This window comes from Isoptericola sp. NPDC060185 (genome assembly GCF_042728595.1).
Classification (GTDB): Bacteria; Actinomycetota; Actinomycetes; order Actinomycetales; family Cellulomonadaceae; genus Isoptericola.
Genome location: NZ_JBHWYY010000082.1, coordinates 1 through 18,091 on the forward strand (window position 1 = coordinate 1; position 18,091 = coordinate 18,091).

The window sequence follows — 18,091 nt, forward strand, 5'->3', positions numbered from 1 at the left end:
GGGCCGGCCGTCGAGGGACGGCCGGCCCGGCCTCAGGGGTCTCTATCGCTTACGCGCCTTGACGGTGGTCTCGGCAGTTCTCTCGCGCTTCTGCGCGCGCTTCTCCTTGAGGGAGAGAGACGGTTGCTTCTTCGTGTTCTTGGCCACGGGAGTTCACCTCCACTCGCCTCCAGGTGGGTCGATGAACCGGCCACCATAGCAACGTCCCGCGCGCGGCGGGCGGGGCGGTAGCGGCGGAGTCAGGCGGCCGTGCCGAAGTCCTTGCGGCGGCGCGTGCCGTGCGCGGTCTCGCCGTCGGGGACGATCGCGTCGGGGGCCACCACCGTGCCGGCGGGCACGCGGCTGTCGGTGCCGAGGCGGCTGCCCGAGCCGACGCGCGCGCCGTCGCCGACGACGCCGCGGACGCCGACGTGCACGTTCTCGTCCACGCGGGCGCCCCGCCCGACGACGGCGTCCACGTCCACCCAGCTGAACCGTCCCACCTGGGCGCGCGCGCCCACACGGGCGCCGGCCTCGACGTAGGCGCCGGGCCTGATGGTGGCGTCGGGGTGGACGGTCGCGTGCGGCGAGACGAAGCCCTCGCCGTTGTCGTGCCGGAGGTATCGGGTGAACTTCCCCGGCTCGTGCTCGATCTCGACCTTTCGGGGGATGCGTCGCAAGAGTGCTCCTCATGGTGCGGGTGAATCTTGTGACATAACGCGCAAGCGCCGCGCGATGTTCCCGGACGGTGTACCGGGGCACCGGTCCGGGTGGTCCCCGGCCGCCAAGGTCGTGGTCGGGCCATGCCTAGAAGGGGGTCGCCCCCACGCTGAGGTGCCACGGGAGGCGGGTCGTCACCGGGGCCGGGTCGGGGAGCGCCGCGGCGCCCGGGCCGTTCGCTCCTGGGGCGGGTCGGGGTGCGGGGCCGAGCCGCAGGACGCTGACGCGGTCTCCGATCTGGACGCGGGCGAACGCCCCGTGCGCCGGCGTGTCCGCCGGGAGGGCGAACGCATGGGCGCCGGCCGGGAGGTCGTCGTCGGCCACGGCGACGACGTGGGGGATCGGGTCCGGCGGGACGGGCACGCCCCACAGGACGGTGACGGTGACGTGCGCGGGCTCGGTCGTGGTGACGCGGACGGCGTGCTCGGCCTCGTCGTGCCGGACGCCGAGGGCCGCGCCGCGGGTGAGCTCCTCCACCTGCGCGACCAGCAGTGGCGCCACCCCGCCCAGGCCGCCGACGCAGCGGATGCCGGGGTGGCGCCGGCCCAGCTCGGCCTCGAGGTGCTCGCGGAGCGCCGGGGGGACGAAGCCGCCGAAGATCACGAGGTCCACGTCGGCCGGGTCGTAGTCGTCGAGCACGCGGTCGAACTGGTTGGTCGCGTTCGCGGGGTAGCCCTGGGCGCGCAGCAGCGCGACCACCTCCGTGAGGGCGCGGGCGCTGCGGCCCACGACGAGCACCCGGGTCGTCCTGTCGGTCATGACATCTCCTTTGTTGGCCTCACCAAGATTGGTACCACCAACATACACACAGATGTGGGTGCGGCCAACAACCTGACTAGACTTGGCCCATGCGCGAGCAGCCACGACTCGGCCGGACGCCGGACCGTCTCAAGGACCGGCCCACCTGGCTCCTGGGCCGGGCCGCGGCCCGCTCCTCGGCGCTGCTGTCCGAGGCGTTCGCCAGCCACGGCGACGGGCTGCGCGGGTACCACTACCGGCTGCTCGCGGCGCTCGACCAGTTCGGGCCCGCCAGCCAGGCCGACCTCGGGCGCGACACCGGCATCGACCGGAGCGACGTCACCGCCGTGCTCCAGGAGCTCGAGGCCCGCGACCTCGTCGCGCGGGAGGAGGACCCGGCCAACCGGCGGCGCAAGATCGTGTCGGTCACGGCCTCCGGCCGGCAGGTGCTCCGGCGCCTCGACACCGTGCTGGACGCGGTCCAGGAGGACCTCCTCGCACCGCTCTCCGAGACCCAGCGGCGGCAGTACGCCGCGATCATGGCGCGCCTCGGCGACGGCTGAGCGGTCCCGGCGCCCTCAGCCGGTCGTGCGGGCGCCGTTCCCGGGGGCGAGGCGGGTCGCGCGCAGCGCGGCGTACAGCTCGGCGGCCTGCGCGGGCCGGGCGACGGACCGCCCGGTGAGGTCCTCGATGCGCCCGAGGCGGTAGCCGACGGTGTTGCGGTGACAGTGCAGGGCGCGCGCGGCCTCGGCGGTGGACCCGTCGGCGTCGAACCAGGCCTCGAGGGTGTCGAGCAGGTGGCCGCGGTCGGGGGAGTCGGCGAGGGCGCCGAGCACGGTGGTCCGCAGCTCGGCCGCCTGCTCGGGGTGCGTGACCAGCAGGACGTCCACCGGCGCCGCGCCGAAGGCGTGCGATCCCGCCGTGCCGCGCGGCACGCACTCGAGAGCCAGCCGTGCCTCGCGCAGTCCGCGCCAGACGTCGGCGACGGTGGTGACCGCCCCCGAGACCCCGACCCGCGCGGTCGCGGCGGCCCCCACGACCTCCACGGCGCCCTCAAGCTCGGCGTCCGTGCGGCAGGCGACGACGCCGACCCGCTCGGCGCCCCACGTCGACCAGGAGGAGCGGACGCCCCGGTGCCGCAGCCGGGCCTCGACCTCGGGCAGCGGGTCGTCGCCGGTGGGGTCGAGCTCGGCGGACACCACGAGGTACCGCCCCTGCTCGGGCAGGCCGAGCGTGCGCAGGATGCCCGTCGCCTCACGCAGCGGGGTGTCCGCGTCGAGCAGCGCCACCAGCATGAGGCTGCGCGCGTGCTGGCTGCGGCGGTCGCGCTCGTCGACGACGTCGCGGTAGGCGTCGGCGGCGACGGACGAGAAGCGGTCGATGATGCCCCAGACGTCCGACGACGCGCGCAGCAGCTCCTCCGACCGGTGCCGGGACGCGGCGTTCGCGACCATCTCGTCCCAGAGCGCCAGCCCGGCGAGGCGGTAGGCGTGCAGGAGGCTGGCGAGGGGGATGCCGTACTCCGCCTTGAGACGCCCAGCGTCGCGGGCGGGAGCGAGGTCGTCCGGCTCGCCGCCCATGCTCCGCAGGAGCGCCTCGATGTTGACCTCGACGACGGCGCGCAGGGCGCCGTCGGGCAGGGCGGACTCCGCGTACGCGTGCTCGCCCGCCAGGATCTGCGCGACCACGCGGTCGGTGACCGCGGGCACCGAACCCAGCAGCTCGCGGAACAGGTCGGCGGCGGGCGGGAGCGGCGCGACGCGCGGCGCGGCGACGTCCTCGTACAGGGTCATGGGGCCACGGTACCCGCCGCCAGCGGGCGGCTCTTGTGCCGGCGCACAAACTTCCCCAGCCATCTGGGGGCGCCCGCCCATGGAGTCCGGCACCCCCGCGGGGTGAGACTCGGGTCACGATCGAAGGAGATCCATGACCACCATCGCGAGCTCTTCGCCGTCGGCCGACGCCGACCACTCCACCCTGCGCACCGCCGAGCGGGCCGCCCTCGACGCGACGATCGCCGAGCTGGCCGCGGGGGAGCGGCGCTGGGCCGCCATGTCGCTCGCCGCGCGCGCCGCCCTCCTCGCCCGCACGCACGCCGCGATCGCGGCGAACGCGGAGCGGTGGGCCACCACCTCGGGCCGCATCAAGGGCCTCGACCCCGCCTCGCCCCTGATGGGCGAGGAGTGGATCTCGGGCCCGTACCCGGCGCTGACGGGGTTCGCGCAGCTCTCCCGCTCCCTCGCGGCGCTCGCCGAGCGACGCAGCCCCATCGCGGGCGCCCGCTTCGGCGCCGCGCCCGGCGGCCGCACCACGGTCCGTGTGCTCCCGCACAGCGCGCACGAGGCGGTCCTGCTGCACGGGTTCCGGGCGGAGGTCTGGCTGCGGCCCGGGGTCGCCGCCTCCACCGCGCGGTCGCACGCCGGGCTCGCCCAGCAGCACCCGCGCCGCACCGGCGGCGTGGGGCTGGTGCTCGGCGCCGGCAACATCACCTCGATCGCGCCGCTCGACGTCGCCTCCGAGCTCGTCGCGCACAACCGGGTCGCGCTGCTCAAGCTCAACCCGACGCTCGACGAGCTCGAGCCGGTCCTCACCGCCGCGCTCGCGCCGCTGATCGAGGCGGGCGTGCTGCGGATCGTGCGCGGCGGCGCCGAGGCGGGCGCCTACCTGACCCGGCACCCCGGCATCGCGCACGTCCACATCACCGGCAGCTCCGTCACGCACGACGCCATCGTGTGGGGTCCCGGCGACGAGGGCCGCGCGCGCAAGGCGGCCGGAACGCCGGTCCTCGACAAGGACATCACCAGCGAGCTCGGCGGCGTGGCGCCGGTCGTCGTCGTCCCCGGCGACTGGTCCGCCGACGACCTGCGCTACCAGGCCGAGCACGTCGCGACCATGCGGCTGCACAACGGCGGGTACAACTGCATCGCCGGGCAGGTCGTGCTGCTCAGCGCGGACTGGCCGCAGAAGGACGCGTTCCTCGCCGCGCTGCGCGACGCGCTCGACCGGGCGCCCGCCCGCCCGGCCTGGTACCCGGGCAGCGACGCGCGGTTCGCGTCGGCGGCGGCGTCCTACCCCGACGCCGCCCGGCTGGGGACGGACGGCGGCCGCCTGCTCGTCGACCTCACGGGGCCCGGCGCGCACGCCGACGCGGCGGACCTGGAACGGAGCGAGTACTTCGCGCCGGTCCTCGGCGTCGTGGAGCTGCCCGGCACGGGGCAGCGGTTCCTCGACGCCGCCGTCGCGCACGCCAACGACGAGCTCACCGGCACGCTCGGCGCGAACGTCGTCGTCGCCCCGAAGGACCGCAAGGCCCTCGGATCCGGCTTCGACCAGGCCATCGCGGACCTCCGCTACGGCACGATCGGCGTCAACGCGTGGACCGGCGTCGGCTACCTCACCGCGACCGCGCCCTGGGGCGCGTACCCCGGGCACCCGCTCGACGACATCCAGAGCGGCCGCGGCGTCGTCCACAACGCCCTGCTCCTCGAGGACACGGAGCGCACCGTCGTCACGGGGCCGTTCCGGCCCTTCCCGCGATCGGTCGCCCACGGCGAGCTCGCCCTGTTCCCGAAGCCGCCGTGGTTCGTCACGGCGCGCAGCGCGGCCACCACCGGCCGCCGGCTGACGGACTTCGCCGCCCGGCCGGGCTGGCTCCGGATGCCGTCCGTCTTCACCGCCGCGTTCCGCGCCTGAACTCCCCTCACCCCGCCACGGTCCCGTCAAAGGAGACGCCATGCCCTTCCGCAGCCCCTTGCCCGACGTCGACATCCCCGACGTCACCCTGTACGACCTGCTGTTCGCCGACCTCGCCGACGCCGACCTCGAGCGTCCGGCCGTCATCGACGGCCCGTCCGGCGCCGTGACGACGTACGGCGCGCTGCGCGACCAGGTCGACGCCGTCGCCGGCGCGCTCGCCGCCCGGGGGGTCCGGCCGGGCGACGTCGTCGCGCTGCTGTCGCCCAACGTGCCCGCGTTCGTGCCCGTGTTCCACGGCGCGCTGCGCGCCGGCGCCACGGTGACCACGATCAACGCGCTCGCGACCGGCGGCGACGTCGCCTCCCAGCTCACCGACTCGGGCGCGACGCTGCTGCTCACGGTGTCCCCGCTGCTGCCCGCAGCGGCCGCCGGCGCGGAGCGGGCCGGGCTCCCGGCCGGCCGCGTCGTCGTGCTCGACGGCACCGACGGCCACGAGTCGCTGGCCGACCTGCTCGCCGAGGCCCGCCCCGCGCCCGACGTCACCGTCGACCCGGCCACGCACCTCGCCGTCCTGCCGTACTCGTCGGGCACCACCGGGCGGCCCAAGGGCGTCATGCTCACGCACCGCAACCTCGTGGCGAACGTGCTCCAGACCTCCGCCATGATCGACGTGACCCCGAGCGACCGCGTGCTCGCCGTGCTGCCGTTCTTCCACATCTACGGGATGACGGTGCTGCTCAACCTCGCGCTCCGGGCCCGGGCGGTGCTCGTCACCATGCCGCGGTTCGACCTGCCCGAGTTCCTGCGGATCACGCAGGAGGAGCGCTGCTCGTTCCTGTTCATCGCGCCGCCCGTCGCCGTCGCGCTCGCGAAGCACCCGCTGATCGACCGCTACGACCTGTCCACGGTCCGCGAGGTCATCTCGGGCGCCGCGCCGCTCGACGGCGAGCTCGGCGGCGCCGTCGGCCGCCGCCTCGGCTGCGTGGTGCGGCAGGGCTACGGGATGACGGAAACCAGCCCCGTCGCGCTGCTCGTGCCGGCCACCGGCGACGTCCCGCTGTCCAGCATCGGCATCCCCGTGCCCAACGTCGAGTGCCGGGTCGTGGACCCCGCGACCGGCGACGAGATCCCGCTGCCGGCGTCGGGCGTCAGCGCGCCCGGCGAGCTGCAGGTGCGCGGCCCGAACATCATGGTCGGCTACCTCGGCAACCCGCAGGCCACCGCCGACACCCTCGACGCCGACGGCTGGCTGCACACCGGCGACGTCGTCACCGCCACGCCCGACGGGGTCGTCACCGTCGTCGACCGCCTCAAGGAGCTCATCAAGTACAAGGGCTACCAGGTGGCGCCCGCGGAGCTCGAGGCGCTGCTGCTCACCCACCCCGGCATCGCGGACGCCGCCGTCGTCGCCGCGCGCGACGCCGAGGGCGAGGAGGTGCCCAAGGCGTTCGTCGTGCTCCAGGACGGCGCGGACCTGTCGGCCGACGACGTCATGGACTTCGTCGCCGAGCGCGTCGCCCCGTACAAGAAGGTGCGCGAGGTCGTGTTCATCGACGCCGTCCCCAAGTCGGCGTCCGGCAAGATCCTGCGCAAGGACCTGCGCACCGTCGACCAGGGCGCGTCGGAGGTGACCGCATGAGCCGGGACCAGCGGGCCACGCAGCCCCACGACTACGTCGTCGTCGGCGCCGGTTCCGCCGGGGCGGCGCTCGCGGGCCGGCTCAGCGCCGACCCGTCGGTGAGCGTCCTCCTGCTGGAGGCGGGCCCGAAGGACACCAAGACCGAGATCCACATCCCCGCCGCGTTCTCGAAGCTGTTCCGGTCCGAGGTGGACTGGGACTACGACACGGAGCCGCAGGAGCACCTCGGCGGGCGGCGCGTCTTCTGGCCGCGCGGCAAGGTGCTGGGCGGCAGCTCGTCGATCAACGCGATGATGTGGGTGCGCGGGTTCCCGGAGGACTACGACGCGTGGGGCGAGGCCGCCGGCGCGGGCTGGTCGTGGGAGGGCCTGCGGCCGTACTTCGAGCGGGTCGAGAACGTCGCGCCCGGCGTCGACCGCGACAACGAGGACGAGACCGGTCGCGCCGGCACCGTGCACGTGCAGGACCAGCGCAGCCCGCGCCCCGCCACGCGCGCCTACCTACGTGCGGCCGAGCAGGCGGGGCTGCCCGTGGTGCCCGGCAACGGGCACGACCAGCGCGGGGTCAGCCGCACGCAGGTCAGCCAGCGCGGCGGGTCGCGGTTCAGCACCGCGGACGCGTACCTCAAGCCGGCCCGCAAGCGACCCAACCTCACCGTCGTGACGGACGCGCAGGCCACGCGCGTCGTGTTCGACGGCACGCGGGCCGTGGGGGTCGAGTACGTGCGCGGCGGCGCGACGCTGGTGGCGCAGGCGCGCCAGGAGGTCGTGCTGTCCGGCGGGGCGGTCAACACGCCGCAGCTGCTCATGCTGTCGGGCGTCGGCGACCGGGACGAGCTGGAGGGCCTCGGCATCCCCGTCGTCGCGCACAGCCCCGAGGTGGGCAAGAACCTGCGCGACCACCTCATGGCGCTGCTGGCGGTCGGGGCGCACGAGGGCACGCTGTTTCTCGCCGAGAAGCCCCGCGAGCTCGCGGCGTACCTCTCGCGCAGGCGCGGGATGCTGACGTCCAACGTGGGCGAGGCGTACGGCTTCGTCTCGACGGACCCGGCCGTCGACCTGCCCGACGTCGAGCTGATCTTCGCGCCCGTCGGGTTCGTCGGCGAGGGGCTCGTCGCCCACGACGGGCACGCCGTCACCCTCGGCGCGATCCTCGTGCAGCCCGAGAGCACCGGCACGATCACGCTCGCGAGCCGGGACCCCTTCGAGAAGCCGCTCATCGACCCGCGGTACCTCAGCGACCCGGCGGGCAAGGACCGCGCCGCCCTCCTCGCGGGCCTCGGCGTGTGCGAGGAGCTGCTCGTGACCCCGGCGCTGCGCGAGGTCACGACCGGCGCGTTCGTGCAGCCGGCGGGCGGGGAGCAGCTGACGCGCGCGGAGCGCGACGAGATCGCGCTCGTCGACCACGCGCACACGCTCTACCACCCCGTCGGGACGGCGCGCATGGGGTCCGACGGCGCCGCCGTCGTCGACGAGGAGCTGCGCGTGCGGGGCGTCACCGGCCTGCGCGTGGCGGACGCGTCGGTCATGCCGACGATCATCCGCGGGCACACGAACGCCCCCGCCATCGTCATCGGGGAGAAGGCCGCCGACCTGCTCCTCGGCGTCGCCGCCGCCCCGCGCGCCGCCGCGGCGCAGCGGTAGGCGCGCCGGCCCTCACCGCGGGGCCGGGCGACCCATCACCTGGGTGCCCGGCCCCAGCGGGCCGAGCGGCTGCCAGCCGGAGCGGCGGTACAGCCGGACGGCGGGGTCGTCCTCGTCGTCGGAGGTGAGCAGGAGGCTGCGCCGCCCGACGCCGTCCAGCACGGCGTCGTGCAGCCGCCGGCCGACGCCGTGGCCGCGCCACGCGGCGAGGACCCCGAGCTCGACCAGCTCGAAGTGGTCGCCCACCCAGGCGTCGGCGACGTCGTCCGGGAGCCTGTCCACCAGGAGGTCGGACCAGTACTGGCCCCGCTGCCCGACATAGCCCCACGCGAAGCCCACCAGGTCGTCGCCCGCGTGGTCGGCCGCGTGCGCCGTCACCAGGCGGTACCCGTCGCGAGCGGCGTGCCGGTCGTACCGGTCCGTGCGCCAGACGACCGGGTCCGTGACGTCGCCGAAGACGGCGTCGTAGCAGCGCCAGACGTCGTCGGCGAGGGCGGCAGCGCCCGCGCTGTCGGTGACGCGGAGCTCGATCGACGCGTCGGGGGAGGGGGCGGGAGAGGCCACGAGCGCCATCGTGGCCGAGCCTCGCTCCCGCCGCACCTGCGGACCCTTGCTCGAAGGTGACGGCGCTCAGCGCGGGGTCCGGCTCCGAGATCACAGACCGACGTTGCGGAGCAGCCACTCCGCCTCGCGCAGCTCGTCGTCCTTCTCGTCGGGGGCAGGGGCGACGTCCTGCCCGGCGCGCAGCTGGTCCGGCGGGAGGGGCGCGTCGAGGTGCCGGAAGCGTTCGCGGGGGTCGGGCTCGCCGGGTGAGCCCACGGTCTCGGCCGTCATGCGTCCACGGTACGCGCCGTGGCGGCCGCCGACCCGCCGGTCCGGCAGGATCGGGGGATGAACGTCGACCTCGACGAACGAGCCCCGCGCCCGCGTCGCCGCGGGCGCGCGTTGCTGATCGCCGGCGGCGCCGTCGTCGTGGCGCTCGCGGTGCTCGCCCTGCTCGTGTGGCAGGGGGTGCTGTGGCCCAACCGGGTCACCGCGGCGAAGTTCGCCGTCCGCGGCGTCGACGTCTCCGCCTACCAGGGGGAGATCGACTGGCCGACGCTCGCCGCGCAGGACCTCGACTTCGCGTTCGTCAAGGCCACCGAGGGCTCGAGCCACGAGGACGAGCGGTTCGCGGCGAACTGGGAGGGCGCCCGCGGCACCGACCTGCTCGTCGGCGCGTACCACTTCCTCAGCTTCGAGAGCCCCGGCGCCGACCAGGCCGCCCACATGATCGACGTCGTCCCCGCCGAGAGCGGCACGCTCCCGCCCGTCGTCGACGTCGAGTACTACGGCGACTTCGCGGCCGACCCGCCCACCGTCGACGAGCTGCGCGGCATCCTCGACCCCCTGCTCGACGCGCTCGAGGAGCACTACGGCGTCCCCCCGATCCTCTACACGACGCAGCAGATCCGCGCCGACTACCTGGGCGCCCGCTACGACCGCTACCCGCTGTGGATCCGGTCCGTGGTGAGCAGCCCCGACCTGCCGAGGCGGGACTGGGAGTTCTGGCAGTACTCCGACCACGACACCCTGCCCGGCTACGCCGGCGACGAGCAGTACATCGACATGAACGTCTTCGACGGCACCCTCGACGACCTCCGCGCGCTGACCCAGCGGTAGCGGCATACGGTCGGCCCCGTGGTGGAGCGATGGACATGGCCGGCAGTGATCGGCGTCGGGTTCGGGGTGGCCGCATTCTTCGCGGTGCTGGTCCCCGTGCTCCTGGTGCAGCAGCGCCGGTACGGGCGGCTCGACGCGCGGCGCGTGCTGGGTGCGGCGGCGCTCGCGGTGTACGTGGTGACGCTGCTGGCGTACACGATGCTGCCGCTGCCGTCGGGCGACCTGGTGGCCTGGTGCGCCGCGCACGGCGTCTCCGGCGCGGAGCTGACGCCGCTGCACTCGCTCGACGACATCCGCCGGGACACCGCCGGTCTGGGCGCGGTGGCCACGCTGCGCAGCGCCGCGGTGCTGCAGGTCGCGTTCAACGTGCTGCTCTTCGTGCCGTGGGGCGTGCTCGCGCGGCGCTACCTCGGCTGGGGCGTGGCCGCGTCGACGCTGAGCGCGCTGGCCGCGTCGGTGGCGGTCGAGACCGTGCAGTACACCGGCATCCTCGGCATCATCCCGTGCTCCTACCGCGTGGCCGACGTCGACGACGTCCTCGCCAACACGCTCGGCGGGCTGGTCGGCGCGCTTCTCGCGCCCGTCGTGCTGCGCTGGATGCCGCAGTCGCGCGAGCTCGCCGCCGCGCGGCTGGAGCCTCGACCCGTGACGTTCTGGCGCCGGATCCTCGGGATGCTCGCGGACCTGCTCGCCGCGTTCGTCCTCGGCGCCGCGCTGCAGCTCGCGTACCGCGTGGGGACGCTGGCGACCGGCCACGAGCTGCCCTCGACCACGACCTGGGCGGACGTGCTGCTCGGCACGGTGCTGCCCGCCGTCGTCGTGTTCCTCGTGCCGCCGTGGGTGGGCAGCGGCGCGTCGCTGGGCCAGCGGGCGGTATGGCTGGAGCCACGGTGGCCCGACGGCGCCGGCCGGTTGCGGCGTGGGACCCTCGCGCGGCGCGTCGGGCGCGGCTACCTGCTGCTCGGCCTGTACGGGGTGCTGGGGATCGTCGAGGCGGTGCCGCCCGGCGACCCGTCGAACGCATGGGCCGGGGCGTTGCAGAACGGCGTGCTGCTCGCCGCGCTGATCGGCGTCGTCGCCACCCGCGACCGGCGCGGCCTGGCCTGCGAGATCACCGGCGCGCAGATGGTCGACGCGCGCGAACCCCTCGGCCGCGCGCCCCGCTGACGCCGGCCGTCGTCAGGCGCGCGCGTCGCCGGCGTCGTCGTCGTGGGCGGCCGCCATGCGGACGGCACGGTCCTCGGCGACGGCGTCGCGCCGCTTGGCGGCCTTCTTGTCGCTCGCCTTCGTGTCGCGCGGCGGGAGCTGGACGGACTCCTCGGCGGCGATGCCGTCGTTCAGCTCGCGGCTGCGCTCCACCTCGGCGTCGAGCTCGGCCCCGAACAGCAGCACGAGGTTGACGATCCACAGCCACAGCAGCAGCACGATGAACGTGGCGAGGATGCCGTAGGACCCGTAGTTGGAGAAGCTGCTGCCGACGTACCACCCGAACGCCGCGGAGGCGATGCCGATCACCACGATGGCGACCACGGCGCCGACGCTCAGCCAGCGGAAGCGCGGCCGTTTCACGTTGGGGGTGAAGTGGTACAGGAGCGCCACGGCGACGACCACGAGCAGCAGCGCGACAGGCCACTTCGCGATGCTCCACACGGTGATCGCGACGTCCCCCAGGCCGATCGCCGCACCCACCGACCGGGCGATCGGCCCGGAGAGCACCAGGCTCGCGACGACGACCGCCGCGATGATCAGCACCACCAGCGTCACGGCGAACATCGCGGGGCGCAGCTTCCAGACCGGGCGCCCCTCCTCGACGTCGTAGATGCGGTTCATCGCGCGCCCGAACGCGCCGACGTACCCCGACGCGGACCACAGCGCGAGTACGAGGCCGAGCACGAGGGCGAGCCCGGCGCCGGTGTTGCCGACGGCGTTCGCGATGAGCGGCCTGACGATCTCGATCATGTCCTCGGGGAGGAACTCCGAGACGGTGTTCATCACGGAGTTCAGGGCCTTCTCGGCGTCGCCGACGAACCCGAGCAGCGACACCAGCGCCAGGAGCGCGGGCGCGGAGGCCAGGACGGCGTAGTAGGTGAGCCCGGCGGCGAGGTCGGTGCACTGGTCGGCCCCGAACTCCCGGAGCGTGCCCTTGAGCGCCCGCCCCCACGACGGCTTCGGCGCGTCGGACGGCGCGCGTGGGGTGTCGGGGACGCCGCCGTCGGCACCGGTCTGCTGCTCGCCCGTCTCGGTCATGCTGGCCTCCTCGGTCACCTCCAGGCTCGTCGGGCCTGGTCATGCCCGCAAACGCACCTCGCGCGACCCCGGGCGCACCCGGGGGCCGTGGGGCATCCTGGTCGGCATGGCACTCCCACCGCCCCCGGCCGGCTGGACGCGGTACGTCGTGAAGGCGAAGGTCGTGTCCGTCGGGCGCGACTTCCGCGTCACGGACCTCGACGGCGCCGACGCCTTCCTCGTCGACGGCAAGCTCGGTCCGCGCGAGCGCGCCGACGTGCTCGACGCCGCGGGGACGGTCGTCTACCGGGTGACGGGCCGCGTCATCAACCTCCCGAAGCGCATGACCATCACCGACGCCGCGGGCACGGTGCTGGCGGAGCTGCACGGCAAGCTGTTCTCGCCGATCCGCTCGAAGATGACGCTCCACCGCCCCGACGGGCCGCCGTGGGAGCTGCAGGGCAACGTCATCGAGAAGGAGTACACGGTCACCGCCGGGGGAGCGCCGGTCATGGTCATCACGCAGAAGTGGGTGACGGTCCGCGACACGTACACGCTCGACGTCGCCGACGGCACCGACCCCGGTCTGGCGATCGCGATGCTGTGGGCCGTGGACCGCTGGGTGGAGCGCGACCCGGGCTAGTCGTCGACTCGCGCGGGCGGCGCGACCAGGTCGCGAGCCTGCTCGGCCGCGCGCGCGATGCTCTCGCCGACGAAGTCCATGAACCGGCCCATGTTCTCCAGCCGCGCGCCGGCGGGCGTGTCCCGGCCGAGGACGCCGACCCCCTGGCGCGCGACCTCCGCGAGCCGGGCGTTGGACGCCGCGGCCGCGAGCATCGACTGGTACCAGGCGTCGCCGTCGGCCGCGTAGCGCTCGCGGCGCCCCTCGGCGCGCTCGCGCCGCACGAGGCCCAGGTTCTCCAGCAGCGCGACCGCCTTGGAGACCGACGCCGGGCTGACCTCCAGCCGCTCGACGAGCTCCGCGGCGGTGAGGCTGCCGGAGTCCGCCACGTAGAGCAGGGTGAGCACGCCGGCGGCCATGCGGGGCAGCCCGGACTGCATGAGGAGCGTCGTGAACGTCTCCTCGTACGCGCGCAGCGCCGCGTCGTCCGGGTCGGCGGCGCGGGCCTGCGTCGCGCGGGCGCTGCGGCTCGCGGCGGGGCGACGGCGGTGGGCTGCCTGCTGCGCGCTGCGGTGCGCCAGGTCGGCGCGGTAGGCGCCGGGGCCGCCGTGCCGCATCACCTCGCGCGTGACGGTCGACGTCGGCCGGTCGAGCCGGCGCGCGATCTCCGCGTAGGCGAGGTCGTCGGCGAGGCCGAGCGCGATCTGCTGTCGTTCCTGCGCGGTGAGCCGGCCTCCCGGCATGGCGTCCTCCTCGGCGTCGCGGTGCCCGTCGCGTTCACCCTACATCGGATGCAACGGCTGATGGCCCACCTGTTGCGTTGCTCTTCGGGTCGGATGCAACGATTCATGCGTTCTGACCTGCAGCAATGGATGTTCGGTGCAATGAATGCTCTTGCCGAACATGCGAACGCAACGTAGCGTTTCCCTAGTCAGAAAGAGAGCACGGATCACCACAGGAGCTGAGCGCGATGCAGACCTTCGAGACCACCACCCCCGCCACCGCCGTCGTCGACCTCCCCGCCGGCCGGCTGACCGTCGTCGCCGCCGAGCGCGCCGACGCCTCCGTCGACGTCCGCCCGGCCAACCCGTCGAAGAGCCGCGACGTCGAGGCCGCGGAGCGCACCACCGTCGACTTCACCGGCGGCGTCCTGCGCGTCACCACCCCCGTCGAGCACCGCGCCCTCGGCAGCACCGGCTTCGTGGACGTCACGCTGCAGCTGCCCACCGGCTCCCGCCTCGAGGCGAAGGCCGCCAGCGCGGAGGTCCGCGGCGTCGGGCGCCTCGGCGAGGTCGTCGTCGAGACCGCGCACGGCGACATCAAGATCGACGAGGCCGCCACCGCCCGGCTCGGCACGCAGGCCGGCAGCATCACGGTCGGCCGCCTCACCGGCTCCTCGACGCTGCGCACCGCGAAGGGCGACATCCGCGTCGACGAGGCCACGCAGGGTGCGCTCGAACTCGCCACCCAGCTGGGCGACGTCTCCGTCGGCGCCGCGGCCGGCGTCACCGCGTCGCTCGACTCGGGCACCGCCCTCGGCCGCGTGCGCAACGCGCTCGCGAACACCGGCGGCGACGTCGCGCTGCAGATCCGCGCCACCACGGCGATGGGCGACATCTCCGCCCACAGCCTCTGAGATCTGTGCCGCGCGGCACCAGGACCGGCCGGAGCGACGAGTCTCGTCGCCCCGGCCGGTCTGTTCGTCATGACCCCCACCGGAATCCTCGACGCCCGCTTCAGCGAGGCCACCGCCCCGACCCCGTGGGACGAGGTCGACGCCGCGCTCGCTGACGCCACCCTCTACCGCCTCACGACGGTGCGCGCCGACGGCCGCCCGCACGTCACCCCGCTGGTAGGGCTGTGGACCGACGGGACGTTCGTGTTCTGCACCGGCCCCGACGAGCAGAAGGCCCGCAACCTCGCCCACGCCCCGCAGGTCGCGGTCACCATCGGGTCGGAGGCGTGGGACGACGGCCTCGACGTCGTCGTCGAGGGCGCGGCCGAGCGTGCGACCGGCGGCCCCGAGCTGCGCCGCCTCGCCGACGGCTTCCGCGGCAAGTACGGCGACGCCTGGGACTTCGAGAACGACGACGAGTCGTTCGACCCGCACGGCCAGCGCGCCCTCGTCTACCGCGTCGTGCCCGACAAGGTGCTCGCGTTCGCCAAGTCCCCGCACGGGCAGACCAGCTTCCGGCCCTGACGGCGCACGGCGACGTGCCGCGCCCGGGTCAGGTGCGGCGCTCGTGCCGCACGGGCCTGAGACGGTCGGGCGCGTCCGTCGCGGGCTCCCAGGTGCAGGTGAACCAGCCGCGGTAGCCGAAGAGGAAGCCGAAGCGGTGGTTCGTGACGCGCAGGTCCACCTCGAACCGTTCGGCCGCGTCGTCGTACCGCTCGCGCAGCAGCGCGCGGCCGCTGAACAGCATCGGGAAGCGGAAGCCGACCGGGCCCTCGTAGAACCGCTGCGCGTCGGACGTGAGCACCAGCGCGCCGTCGTCGTCGGCGTGCAGGTCGAGGTCGACCGCGAGGTGCTGGTGCGTGCCGAGGTAGTCCACGACCTTCCCGCCGACGTCGATCATCGTCGCGTCGAACCGGCGGCGCCGGCCGCGGATGTCGTACGACCGCACGAACGTCACCGTCTCGCGGCCGAAGGGGTCGCGGTACGGGTAGTTCTCGATGGTGAAGGGCACGTCGGTGCCCACGTCGGGCACGAGGATGTTGCGCAGCCGGCCCACCTGCAGGAACGGCACGGTCCACCACGGTCCGCGCCGGATCTCCGTCATGACGCCGGTGCCGACGCACGCCTCGCCGCTTCCCAGCCCGACGTCGAACCGGCGCTGCAGCATCGGGTGCAGGCGCCCGAACTCGCCACCCATGGCGCGGCGGAAGATCGAGGCGGTCGCGGTGCCGGCGGGTGTGTCCGTCATGGTGTGTCCGTCATGGTGCGGCCTCCGGGGCGGGCAGGGCGTCGAGGGTGCGGGGGGCGTCGCGCAGGTGGTCGTCGTGGCGGCGGCCGTGCTCCGGCGCGCGCCGGCAGCGGGCGGCGCGCGGCCGGTCCGCGCGCCAGAACCACAGCACGCTGCGCAGCGGCCAGCGCTCCGGCTCGACGCCGTCCTCGGCCCACAGGCGCAGGCGGTCGAAGCTCCAGGCGGTGGCCCAGCCGAGCAGCGGCCGCGCCGCGCGGTCGAGCAGGCGGCCCCAGCCCGGCGCGTAGTCGTAGCCCGTGACGAAGCGGGTGCCGTCGCCGTCCGGCACGTACCGCCAGTAGCCGCGGCCCGCGCGGATGGGGGAGCGGCGGTCGGCGGTGGCGAACCGCAGCGCCGACGTGCGTGTGCCGTCCGGGCGGCTCGACTCGCCGACGCTCACGCCGTCGCCCGCCACGGTCCCGACCGGGGTGCGCCGCGTGTAGGTGAAGCGGGTCGCGCCGCCGGAGGTGGGCGTGGTCGGCACGATGCGCGAGAACCGGACGTCCCACCGCACGTGCTGCTCCGGGTCCTGGGTCAGCGTCCAGACCGTCTCCGGCGGCGCGGCGATCCGCGCCTCGACGTAGATGCCTCGCCCGGTCACAGGTCTTCGGGCTCCGTGTCGAGGGCCGGCACGGGGGCGGAGCACTCGGCGAGCACCGTCCCGTCGTCGGCCACGAGCGCCGTGTGCGCCGTCCAGCCGGTGACGTCCTGGGACGCCGTGAGCTCGGTCGACGCGACCAGGTCCGGGAGAGACCACCAGAGGCCGTCGCCGGCGTCGTCCGTCTCCGCGCCTTCCGGGTAGCCGTCCGGGTCGCCGTCGACGGCGTCCAGGGAGTCGTACGTCGGGCCGCCGGGGGTGGACACGGACAGGCGGACCGTCGTGGCGTCGACGGCGGGGTTGTCAGCGCCGTCGAGACCGAGCCCGGCGGACCAGCCCACCGCGACCCGCCAGGTGGTCGTCGTGGTGCGGGTGATACCGAGCCGGGAGACCTCGTGGACGGTGCGAGCGCTGCCGAAGACCGCCGTCGCGGCCGACGGGCCCGTGCTGGCGCACGACGTCTCGTGCTCGGACATCTGCTCGCCCCCGCCGCTGCCGGTCATGACGCTCGCGGCCGCGGCCGCCGCGCACACCACGAGGGCGACGGCGCCCGTGACCCGCCGGGGCCAGCGCAGCCACGGCGCGTGGGCGTCGCGGGCCGCACGGAGGCGGGCGACGAGCGGGTGCGGCTCGGGCGTGGTGCTGCGGACGGCGACGGTGCCGAGCAGCGAGTCGGCGAACGTGCGGCCCTCGCGGTGGAACGCGGCGCGGACATAGCCGATCAGCAGGATCGCGTCGAGCACGTGCGCGAACCAGCGCACGATCGTGCCGGGCAGCCCGATCGGCCGTCCCGAGCGGTCGTCGACCACGGAGATGCCCGCGACCCGCTTGCCCGGCGTCATGCCCGTGTACGCCTGGAGGACGCCGAGCACGAGCAGCGTCCCGGCCACCCAGAGCGTCGTCGTCTCGTCGACGGGGTCACCGGACGGGCCGACGGCGGGGAGCGTGCCGAACGGCGGCGAGTCGCCGGTGCCGAGGAACGCGACGAAGGCGACGAGCGCCGAGTCGAGCAGGGTCGCGAGGACGCGCAGCCCCCAGGGGGCCCGCGGCCGGTCGTCGGTGAACGGCCCGAGGTCGTCGTTCAACGGCGGGAACGCGGCCGGGGGCGGGAACGCGCCCGGGGGCGGGGACCCGGCACGCACCGTCGACGTCATGGCCGGATGCTTCCACGCCGGCGCGCCCGCGTCCACGGTGTGCCCAACCCGCGCTCAGCGGGGCGTGGCGACGCCCGTGGCGACCACGGTGCCGGCCTCGCCGTCGACGACGAGGGTCCCGGCGCCGCGGAGCGCGTCGGTCGCGCCGGGCACGCCCAGCACAGCGGGCAGCCGCAGCTCGCGCGCGACGATCGCCGCGTGCGACAGCAGCCCGCCCGTCTCCGTGACGACCGCCGCGACGACGCCGAACAGCGGCGTCCATGCCGGGTCCGTCTCGCGGCACACCAGCACGTCGCCGGGGCGGACGGCGGCGAAGTCGTCCGGCCCGCGCACCACGCGCGCGGGCCCCGTCGCCCGCCCGCTGCTCGCGCCCGTGCCCCGCAGCACCGCCACCTTGTCGTTGTGAGCGGGCGTTTGGCCCTGTTCCGCCCTTGAGTCGGGGCCAAACGCC

General features: G+C 74.9%; 20 protein-coding genes. 9 read left to right on the plus strand and 11 right to left on the minus strand.

All coding sequences use genetic code 11. The annotated features are described in order from the left end of the window. Positions 1–239 precede the first annotated feature (239 nt). Together ACFWDO_RS18370 and ACFWDO_RS18375 are read right to left on the minus strand one after the other, a co-directional pair. Positions 240–659 carry a transferase gene (locus tag ACFWDO_RS18370; protein ID WP_380322307.1) on the minus strand — a complete coding sequence of 140 codons (420 nt, stop codon included), beginning with the start codon at positions 657–659 and terminating at the stop codon, positions 240–242. 127 nt (positions 660–786) lie between these two features. After that, positions 787–1,458 carry a hypothetical protein gene (locus ACFWDO_RS18375; protein WP_380322310.1) on the minus strand — a complete coding sequence of 224 codons (672 nt, stop codon included), beginning with the start codon at positions 1,456–1,458 and terminating at the stop codon, positions 787–789. Positions 1,459–1,547: 89 nt separating this feature from the next. Here ACFWDO_RS18375 and ACFWDO_RS18380 point away from each other — a divergent pair, with 89 nt between their 5' ends. Continuing rightward, positions 1,548–2,000, plus strand: coding sequence for a MarR family winged helix-turn-helix transcriptional regulator (locus tag ACFWDO_RS18380; RefSeq protein WP_380322313.1), 453 nt, complete (start codon positions 1,548–1,550; stop codon positions 1,998–2,000). Between the two features lie 15 nt (positions 2,001–2,015). Here ACFWDO_RS18380 and ACFWDO_RS18385 read toward each other — a convergent pair whose 3' ends face one another. After that, complete coding sequence (locus tag ACFWDO_RS18385; protein WP_380322316.1) at positions 2,016–3,230, minus strand: PucR family transcriptional regulator; 1,215 nt, start codon at positions 3,228–3,230, stop codon at positions 2,016–2,018. Positions 3,231–3,363: 133 nt separating this feature from the next. On the opposite strand from ACFWDO_RS18385, the gene ACFWDO_RS18390 reads away from it, so the two are divergent. The 3 genes from ACFWDO_RS18390 to ACFWDO_RS18400 are packed head-to-tail and all read left to right on the plus strand — an operon-like array spanning position 3,364 to position 8,415. Beyond that, on the plus strand, positions 3,364–5,130 hold the full coding sequence (locus tag ACFWDO_RS18390; protein WP_380322319.1) for an aldehyde dehydrogenase family protein: 1,767 nt from the start codon (positions 3,364–3,366) through the stop codon (positions 5,128–5,130). A gap of 40 nt (positions 5,131–5,170) precedes the next feature. Continuing rightward, positions 5,171–6,772: an AMP-binding protein gene (locus tag ACFWDO_RS18395; protein ID WP_380322322.1), complete on the plus strand. Its 1,602-nt coding sequence runs from the start codon at positions 5,171–5,173 to the stop codon at positions 6,770–6,772. After that, complete coding sequence (locus ACFWDO_RS18400; protein ID WP_380322325.1) at positions 6,769–8,415, plus strand: GMC family oxidoreductase; 1,647 nt, start codon at positions 6,769–6,771, stop codon at positions 8,413–8,415. The genes ACFWDO_RS18395 and ACFWDO_RS18400 overlap by 4 nt, the downstream gene beginning before the upstream one ends. Before the next feature lie 12 nt (positions 8,416–8,427). Here the strand turns inward: ACFWDO_RS18400 and ACFWDO_RS18405 are convergent, their stop codons facing one another. Continuing rightward, the gene (locus ACFWDO_RS18405; protein WP_380322328.1) at positions 8,428–8,979 is read right to left on the minus strand and encodes a GNAT family N-acetyltransferase; all 552 of its coding nucleotides are present in this window, start codon (positions 8,977–8,979) and stop codon (positions 8,428–8,430) included. Between the two features lie 90 nt (positions 8,980–9,069). Continuing rightward, entirely contained in the window at positions 9,070–9,249 is a 180-nt protein-coding gene (locus ACFWDO_RS18410) for a hypothetical protein (protein WP_380322331.1), read from the minus strand. Positions 9,250–9,306: 57 nt separating this feature from the next. On the opposite strand from ACFWDO_RS18410, the gene ACFWDO_RS18415 reads away from it, so the two are divergent. Together ACFWDO_RS18415 and ACFWDO_RS18420 are read left to right on the plus strand one after the other, a co-directional pair. Continuing rightward, positions 9,307–10,077, plus strand: a complete 771-nt coding sequence (locus tag ACFWDO_RS18415; RefSeq protein WP_380322334.1) for a GH25 family lysozyme — start codon at positions 9,307–9,309, stop codon at positions 10,075–10,077. An 18-nt stretch (positions 10,078–10,095) separates the two neighbouring features. Next, positions 10,096–11,244, plus strand: coding sequence for a VanZ family protein (locus tag ACFWDO_RS18420; RefSeq protein WP_380322337.1), 1,149 nt, complete (start codon positions 10,096–10,098; stop codon positions 11,242–11,244). Between the two features lie 12 nt (positions 11,245–11,256). Here the strand turns inward: ACFWDO_RS18420 and ACFWDO_RS18425 are convergent, their stop codons facing one another. Then, positions 11,257–12,324: a YihY/virulence factor BrkB family protein gene (locus ACFWDO_RS18425; protein ID WP_380322340.1), complete on the minus strand. Its 1,068-nt coding sequence runs from the start codon at positions 12,322–12,324 to the stop codon at positions 11,257–11,259. Positions 12,325–12,430: 106 nt separating this feature from the next. Here ACFWDO_RS18425 and ACFWDO_RS18430 point away from each other — a divergent pair, with 106 nt between their 5' ends. Next, positions 12,431–12,946, plus strand: coding sequence for an LURP-one-related/scramblase family protein (locus ACFWDO_RS18430; protein WP_380322343.1), 516 nt, complete (start codon positions 12,431–12,433; stop codon positions 12,944–12,946). On the opposite strand, the gene ACFWDO_RS18435 is transcribed toward ACFWDO_RS18430, so the two are convergent. After that, entirely contained in the window at positions 12,943–13,668 is a 726-nt protein-coding gene (locus ACFWDO_RS18435; protein ID WP_380322346.1) for a MarR family transcriptional regulator, read from the minus strand. The genes ACFWDO_RS18430 and ACFWDO_RS18435 overlap by 4 nt on opposite strands. A gap of 227 nt (positions 13,669–13,895) precedes the next feature. Between ACFWDO_RS18435 and ACFWDO_RS18440 the strand changes: the two genes are divergently transcribed. Both ACFWDO_RS18440 and ACFWDO_RS18445 read left to right on the plus strand, forming a co-directional pair. Continuing rightward, positions 13,896–14,561, plus strand: a complete 666-nt coding sequence (locus tag ACFWDO_RS18440) for a DUF4097 family beta strand repeat-containing protein (RefSeq protein WP_380322349.1) — start codon at positions 13,896–13,898, stop codon at positions 14,559–14,561. Positions 14,562–14,630: 69 nt separating this feature from the next. Further along, positions 14,631–15,125, plus strand: a complete 495-nt coding sequence (locus ACFWDO_RS18445; RefSeq protein WP_380322352.1) for a pyridoxamine 5'-phosphate oxidase family protein — start codon at positions 14,631–14,633, stop codon at positions 15,123–15,125. Positions 15,126–15,153: 28 nt separating this feature from the next. On the opposite strand, the gene ACFWDO_RS18450 is transcribed toward ACFWDO_RS18445, so the two are convergent. From ACFWDO_RS18450 to ACFWDO_RS18465, 4 genes are all read right to left on the minus strand, one after another. Beyond that, positions 15,154–15,849: a DUF4166 domain-containing protein gene (locus tag ACFWDO_RS18450; protein ID WP_380322355.1), complete on the minus strand. Its 696-nt coding sequence runs from the start codon at positions 15,847–15,849 to the stop codon at positions 15,154–15,156. A gap of 10 nt (positions 15,850–15,859) precedes the next feature. Beyond that, positions 15,860–16,489, minus strand: a complete 630-nt coding sequence (locus ACFWDO_RS18455) for an SRPBCC family protein (RefSeq protein ID WP_380322358.1) — start codon at positions 16,487–16,489, stop codon at positions 15,860–15,862. Beyond that, on the minus strand, positions 16,486–17,640 hold the full coding sequence (locus tag ACFWDO_RS18460; protein ID WP_380322361.1) for an RDD family protein: 1,155 nt from the start codon (positions 17,638–17,640) through the stop codon (positions 16,486–16,488). Before ACFWDO_RS18460 ends, ACFWDO_RS18455 begins: the two co-directional genes overlap by 4 nt. Positions 17,641–17,694: 54 nt before the next feature. Then, positions 17,695–18,091 (minus strand): PEP-utilizing enzyme (locus ACFWDO_RS18465; protein ID WP_380347099.1); only part of this gene is annotated, 397 nt, incomplete at its 5' end.

What these genes read in the sequence shown, in the direction of transcription:
- ACFWDO_RS18375 (WP_380322310.1), bottom strand. Translation starts at nt 1,458, where the DNA reads ATGACCGACAGGACGACCCGGGTGCTCGTCGTGGGCCGCAGCGCCCGC.
- ACFWDO_RS18380 (WP_380322313.1), top strand. Translation starts at nt 1,548, where the DNA reads ATGCGCGAGCAGCCACGACTCGGCCGGACGCCGGACCGTCTCAAGGAC.
- ACFWDO_RS18385 (WP_380322316.1), bottom strand. Translation starts at nt 3,230, where the DNA reads ATGACCCTGTACGAGGACGTCGCCGCGCCGCGCGTCGCGCCGCTCCCG.
- ACFWDO_RS18390 (WP_380322319.1), top strand. Translation starts at nt 3,364, where the DNA reads ATGACCACCATCGCGAGCTCTTCGCCGTCGGCCGACGCCGACCACTCC.
- ACFWDO_RS18395 (WP_380322322.1), top strand. Translation starts at nt 5,171, where the DNA reads ATGCCCTTCCGCAGCCCCTTGCCCGACGTCGACATCCCCGACGTCACC.
- ACFWDO_RS18400 (WP_380322325.1), top strand. Translation starts at nt 6,769, where the DNA reads ATGAGCCGGGACCAGCGGGCCACGCAGCCCCACGACTACGTCGTCGTC.
- ACFWDO_RS18410 (WP_380322331.1), bottom strand. Translation starts at nt 9,249, where the DNA reads ATGACGGCCGAGACCGTGGGCTCACCCGGCGAGCCCGACCCCCGCGAA.
- ACFWDO_RS18415 (WP_380322334.1), top strand. Translation starts at nt 9,307, where the DNA reads ATGAACGTCGACCTCGACGAACGAGCCCCGCGCCCGCGTCGCCGCGGG.
- ACFWDO_RS18425 (WP_380322340.1), bottom strand. Translation starts at nt 12,324, where the DNA reads ATGACCGAGACGGGCGAGCAGCAGACCGGTGCCGACGGCGGCGTCCCC.
- ACFWDO_RS18430 (WP_380322343.1), top strand. Translation starts at nt 12,431, where the DNA reads ATGGCACTCCCACCGCCCCCGGCCGGCTGGACGCGGTACGTCGTGAAG.
- ACFWDO_RS18435 (WP_380322346.1), bottom strand. Translation starts at nt 13,668, where the DNA reads ATGCCGGGAGGCCGGCTCACCGCGCAGGAACGACAGCAGATCGCGCTC.
- ACFWDO_RS18440 (WP_380322349.1), top strand. Translation starts at nt 13,896, where the DNA reads ATGCAGACCTTCGAGACCACCACCCCCGCCACCGCCGTCGTCGACCTC.
- ACFWDO_RS18445 (WP_380322352.1), top strand. Translation starts at nt 14,631, where the DNA reads ATGACCCCCACCGGAATCCTCGACGCCCGCTTCAGCGAGGCCACCGCC.
- ACFWDO_RS18450 (WP_380322355.1), bottom strand. Translation starts at nt 15,849, where the DNA reads ATGACGGACACACCCGCCGGCACCGCGACCGCCTCGATCTTCCGCCGC.
- ACFWDO_RS18460 (WP_380322361.1), bottom strand. Translation starts at nt 17,640, where the DNA reads ATGACGTCGACGGTGCGTGCCGGGTCCCCGCCCCCGGGCGCGTTCCCG.